This window comes from Streptomyces sp. MBT65 (genome assembly GCF_016612545.1).
In the GTDB taxonomy this organism is placed as follows: domain Bacteria; phylum Actinomycetota; class Actinomycetes; order Streptomycetales; family Streptomycetaceae; genus Streptomyces.
Window position 1 is genome coordinate 1 of sequence record NZ_JAENRY010000526.1, and the last position, 2,822, is coordinate 2,822.

The window sequence follows — 2,822 nt, forward strand, 5'->3', positions numbered from 1 at the left end:
GGTCGGGGGCGCGGCGGACGCCGAGGGTGTCGAGGACTCGGTGGAGGCGGGCCGCGTCGGTGCGCCATTTGCGGTCGACGACCTCTTCCGGGTACTCCTGCCAGTCCACCGGCGCCCAGTCGGGACCGGGCTCGGCGGGGCCGCCGTGGAAGAGGCGGGCGGCGAGGAGCGAGGTCGCCTCGTCGATCGCGCCGGGCTCTTCGAGCAGGTCGCAGGCGGGGCGCTCACCGAGGCGGGAGGCGAAGCCCTCGGCCAGCCGGTCGCGGCGGGACAGCTCCGTGAGCGCCGCCACCACGCCCGCGTCCAGCCGGGACGGCCAGCGGCCCATACGCCACGCGGGCAGCGCGACCCGGGTCAGCAGCCGGTCCCAGCCCGCGTACGCCAACCCCACCTGTTCCTGCGCGACGATCCGCAGTCCGTAATCCACAGCCTGTGCACGCTCGGCGGCCGCGGCGGCCACGCCCCGCTCCATCTCGGCCGCGTGCCCCCGGCAACTGCGCAACAGCAGGCGGGCGACCCAGCCCACACCGGCGAGCACCGAACGGACCACGGGAGCGCGGGGCGCCGAGGTCACGGCCACCGCCGCGTCCAGGCCCCGTACGAAACGGCGGGCCGCGGCTATGTCCGGGTGCGCCGAGGGTCCCGTACCGGCGACGACCGGCGCGAGCACCGCGCGCAGCTCGCCCACCCGCATCCACCACAGGAACGGCGAGCCGATGACGAGGACGGGCGCGGCCGCCGTACGACGGGAACGCCCCGGCGTGAGGCCCCGTACACCAATGATCTCGTCGCCGCTCTCCTGCGGGGGCGGGCCGTGGGACGGGTGGGTGCGGTCCTCCAGCCAGCTGTCGCAGTCCGGGGTGAGCGCTATCGCGGAGGGTGCGGGGACGTCGAGGCGGTCGGCCAGGTCGCGCACCAGGCGATACAGGTCGGGGGCCGACTCCTCGGCGATCGCGACCGTAGGACTCACGGCCGGGCGGGAGCGCGCGACGACCAGCGCGATCGCGCCGGCCGCGAGCAGCACGACCACCGCGGCCACGCCCATGATCCAGCGGGCCAGGTCCCAGCCGCGGCCCATGAGATGGCCGGTGGAACCCCCGGCGAGCAGGATCACCGCGCCGGCGGCGGGCAACAGGGCGACGGCCAGCGCCCGGCTGCGGATCCGCAGCACGGCCAGGGCCCGGGAACGCGCCGCCTGCGCGCCCGCCTCCACACCCATCCCCATACCGGTCACGACCGGACCTCACCCCCTCCGTGCTGTCCCGCTCCGCTGGCGTTGCTCACTCCCCCACTGTGGCACCCGCCACTGACATCGCAATGCCGGTGGGCCAAGTGCCGGAACGCTTGCGCCGCACCATAGTTGGGGCCCCGGCCCCCGTCAGCCGGTTGGGGCATCGGTCACTCGATGGAATGGCTCAGGGGAAAGGTGGATGACAGAGGGCAAGGGTGAGGGCATGGTTCAGGCCCCGATTCCTGAGACGGAATCGAGGCCTGTGGGGTTCATCGGTGCGCGGGAGCGCTTGGGGCTACTCGCCCGTCGCCTCCGCCGCCGCCTTCGCCGCGATGTCCGTACGGTGCTGGGAGCCGTCGAGCCGGACCCGGCTCAGGGCCGCGTACGCGCGCTCGCGGGCCTGGGTGAGATCCGTGCCGGTCGCCGTGACGGAGAGGACGCGGCCGCCCGCGCTGACGACCGCGTCACCGTCGTACCTGGTCCCGGCGTGCAGCACGTACGCGTGCGGGGCGTCCTGCGCGGCCACCTCGTCGAGGCCGGTGATCGGGTCGCCGGTGCGCGGGGTGTCCGGGTAGTTGTGCGAGGCGATGACGACGGTGACGGCCGCGTCCTCGCTCCAGCGCAGGGGGGCCAGGTCGTCGAGGGTGCCGTTCGCGGAGGCGAGCAGGACGCCGGCCAGCGGAGTCTTCAGCCGGGCCAGGACCACCTGGGTCTCGGGGTCGCCGAAGCGGGCGTTGAACTCGATGACCCGCACACCGCGCGAGGTGATCGCGAGACCGGCGTAGAGCAGGCCCGAGAAGGGCGTGCCGCGGCGGCGCATCTCGTCGACGGTCGGCTGGAGGACGGTCTGCAGGACCTCCTCGACCAGCTTCGGGTCGGCCCACGGCAGTGGGGAGTACGCGCCCATGCCGCCGGTGTTCGGGCCCTCGTCGCCGTCCAGCGCGCGCTTGAAGTCCTGGGCGGGCTGGAGCGGGACGACGGTGACGCCGTCGGTGATCGCGAAGAGCGACACCTCGGGCCCGTCGAGGAACTCCTCGATGACGACCCGCTCGCAGGCGGCCGCGTGCGCCTTCGCCGCGTCGAGATCGTCGGTCACTACGACACCCTTGCCGGCGGCCAGTCCGTCGTCCTTGACGACGTAGGGCGCACCGAAGGCGTCGAGCGCCTCCGCGACCTCTTCCGGGGTCGTACAGACATAGGAGCGGGAGGTCGGGACCCCGGCCGCCGCCATCACTTCCTTCGCGAAGGCCTTGGAGCCCTCCAGCTGCGCGGCCTCCCCGGAGGGGCCGAAGACCGGGATGCCCGCCTCGCGTACGGCGTCTGCGACCCCGGCGACGAGGGGGGCCTCCGGACCGACGACGACCAGCTCGGCGCCGAGTTCCGTGGCCAGTGCGGCTACGGCCGCGCCGTCGAGGGGGTCGACCTGGTGCAGCTCGGCCACCTCGGCGATGCCGGCGTTGCCGGGGGCGCAGTGCAGCGCGGTGACGTCGGGGTCTAGGGACAGGGAACGGCAGAGGGCGTGTTCGCGGGCACCGGTACCGATGACGAGGACCTTCACGGGGGTCAGCCTAGGTCACGGTGGGGGTGGGGT

1 protein-coding gene and 1 pseudogene are annotated in these 2,822 nt (G+C 74.1%); both read right to left on the minus strand.

Translation table 11 applies throughout. The features are described from left to right. Positions 1-1,225, minus strand: a pseudogene (locus JHN63_RS49690) (hypothetical protein); the annotation flags it as partial. Between the two features lie 301 nt (positions 1,226-1,526). Next, a complete protein-coding gene (gene purD, locus JHN63_RS49695) occupies positions 1,527-2,789 on the minus strand; it encodes a phosphoribosylamine--glycine ligase (RefSeq protein WP_200691728.1) in 1,263 nt (420 codons plus the stop codon). Positions 2,790-2,822 lie beyond the last annotated feature (33 nt).